This is a genomic window from Hydrocoleum sp. CS-953 (assembly GCF_002260545.1).
Lineage (GTDB): Bacteria > Cyanobacteriota > Cyanobacteriia > Cyanobacteriales > Microcoleaceae > Trichodesmium.
The window spans coordinates 1-2,127 of sequence record NZ_LGSU01000093.1; the positions used below are offsets into that span (position 1 = coordinate 1).

Annotated in this window: 2 protein-coding genes; one reads left to right on the plus strand and one right to left on the minus strand. The window is 37.3% G+C overall.

Features of this window, described 5'->3' with window-relative positions; all coding sequences use genetic code 11:
* Positions 1-262: 262 nt before the first annotated feature.
* The gene (locus AFK68_RS36070; RefSeq protein WP_168186262.1) at positions 263-436 is read left to right on the plus strand and encodes a hypothetical protein; all 174 of its coding nucleotides are present in this window, start codon (positions 263-265) and stop codon (positions 434-436) included.
* Positions 437-1,019: 583 nt separating this feature from the next.
* On the opposite strand, the gene AFK68_RS00585 is transcribed toward AFK68_RS36070, so the two are convergent.
* Positions 1,020-1,688: a protein kinase gene (locus tag AFK68_RS00585; protein ID WP_371357163.1), complete on the minus strand. Its 669-nt coding sequence runs from the start codon at positions 1,686-1,688 to the stop codon at positions 1,020-1,022.
* Between the last annotated feature and the right edge of the window lie 439 nt (positions 1,689-2,127).

Consider the following 2,127-nt stretch of genomic DNA (forward strand, 5'->3'; position numbering starts at 1 on the left):
GATTTTTATTACCTACTGCTTTGGAGTGCTTCACAGAATGATTTTAATGTTTGAATTGTGGCGATCGCTCTGTTTGAAGCAGGAAGTAATTATTCTATTTCACTATCTACCTTGTAAATTCTTTGATTGAATAAAAAATCATGTCTATAGGCGAGTAACTCCCACTAAAGTTTAGTATATCATTGTTTTTTCCCAGAAGCAAGGGGAATTTCTTTTTGGCGCAGACTTTTTCAGGAGCTTCACAAAATGATTTTCTACTGGTTTGATTGGTATTGAATGGAGCGATCGCTTATCTACTAAGAATGGGATTTTGATTTTCATTACCTACTGCTTTGGGGTGCTTCACAGAATGATTTTAATGTTTGAATTGTGGCGATCGCTCTGTTTTCCTTCCTACTCTAAATTTCCATTTATTCTTACTCTTGACTCCTTGTGACTTGTTTTTGTTGGATTGAATAAAAAGTCATGCGTATTTGCGAACAACTACCACTAAATAAATTGTATCAGAAAAAATTTCTGCTGGCAAGGGGAAGTTCCTTTCATCCCTGATTTTTTCTGGGTGCTACTCAAAATGCAAATATTCTGATCTGTGCATATGTGGCAAAATTCTTGTCTTACACTAACTTCTTTCACGGTTGTTTGGGATTTAGGTAATGTTGAAGTTTTCAGGATTCTTTGAATCAGGCGATCGCTAAAGTTAAGGAATGCTCGGAACAAAATACAGAGATTAAAGAGGGAAGGTTTAAAGTTTGGATATGACTTATTTGCTTGTGACTTATTTTTGCTGAGTTGAATAAAAAGTCATGTGTAGGGGCGAACGACTCCAACTAAATAAATTGTATCAGAAAAAATTTCTGCTGGCAAGGGCAAATTCCTTTCGTCGCTGATTTTTTTCTGGGAGCTTCACAGAATGCAAATTTTATTATCCCTGCATCTGTGGCAAAATCCTTGTCTTGCCCTGACTTCTTTCACAGTTGTTTGGGATTTAGGTAATGTTGAAGTTTTCAGGATTCTTTGAATTAGGCGATCGCTAAAGTTAAGGAACGAGCGGAAAAAATACAGAGATTAAAGAAGGAAGGTTTAAAAGTAGTCGTACCTGGTTGTTGACCTTTAGTTAATACACTTATTTCTTTTACCGCCCCAAAGTCTATCAATACTATTTTGTTATCCGACTTACGACGCATCAAATTTTGTGGTTTGATGTCTCGATGAATAATATTATTTTGATGAGCTACTGCTAATGCTTCTAATATTCCTGCGAGTAAGGCGATAGTATCAGACTCGCTTAATTTTCTCCCCGGCGTAAGTTCCCTACTAATATTGTGCCCTTCTATATATTCTTGTACTAGGTAAAATTCTCTTCCTTCCTGAAAATGTGCAAATAATTTTGGTATTCGGTCTGAGTCTTTGCCTAATTTGTATAGAGTCTGTGCTTCTCTCTCAAATAACTTTTGGGCAATAGCTAAAAGTTCTGGGTCGGAACTTTTGATGTTGCTCAACCAAGGGATGAATCTTTGCAGAAAAGGTAAATCGCTTCTTTTACTTCCTCTAGGTTTGAGATGCTTAACGACACATTTCGGATTTCCTGGTAAATCTAAATCTTCTGCTAAGTAGGTATCTCCAAAACCTCCACTTCCGAGGGTGTCGATAATTTTGTAGTGGTTTCTCAGGATTTTTCCAGACTGCATGATTTTTTTGAGTTACTCAGAATTTCCTTTGCCTGGGAAAATATGGTGTTTTTAGCAAAATTAATTTGAGTATATATGAGCGCACCTTCTCCATTATATATAGAGTATCATGTCAAGTTTTTGCTTGTCAAGTAATCTACTGGAGAGACACAGCCAAAATCGTGCAATAGTAGGGGCGGGTTTGAAATTAATGAATAATGAATAATGGATAATGAAAGATTTCCTTACTCCCTTACTATCTCTCGGTTTTAATAAGAGGTAATTATTAATTATTGAAATAAACTCGCCCCGTCCGACGGCAGGGCTGTTTCATTGAGGGCAGGTTTGTTTGACAATCGGTGAAAACTCGAATTTCTTAACTGTGAAACCCGCCCCTGCCCCTACGCAGACTAATTCCCTAATGCACACTCATTAGCAGGGCTGTTTCATTGGGGGCGGG

What these genes read in the sequence shown, in the direction of transcription:
- AFK68_RS00585 (WP_371357163.1), bottom strand. Translation starts at nt 1,688, where the DNA reads ATGCAGTCTGGAAAAATCCTGAGAAACCACTACAAAATTATCGACACC.